The following is a 275-nucleotide window of genomic DNA, read 5'->3' on the forward strand; positions in this document are numbered from 1 at the left end:
CCGCACGTCTTCCGGCGTCACGCTCCTGCCGTCCTGCGCCGGCGGCAGCGCTCCGACCGCGTCATCCACCGCCTGCTTCAGCACCGCCGGATCATAATCTTTGCCGTCACGCGGGACCGGGATTTCGGCTACCGCCGCAGTGACCAGTTCCTGCAGCAGCGGCCGCACGTCTTCCGGCGTCACGCTCCTGCCGTCCTGCGCCGGCGGCAGCGCTCCGACCGCGTCATCCACCGCCTGCTTCAGCACCGCCGGATCATAATCTTTGCCGTCACGCG

Annotated in this window: 1 pseudogene; it reads right to left on the reverse strand. The window is 69.5% G+C overall.

The annotated features are described in order from the left end of the window. A pseudogene (locus GVK32_RS28790) lies at positions 1–275 on the reverse strand (phage portal protein); the annotation flags it as partial.

Origin of the sequence: Klebsiella sp. 18074 (assembly GCF_902705905.1) — a bacterium.
Taxonomy (GTDB): Bacteria; Pseudomonadota; Gammaproteobacteria; order Enterobacterales; family Enterobacteriaceae; genus Klebsiella; species Klebsiella terrigena.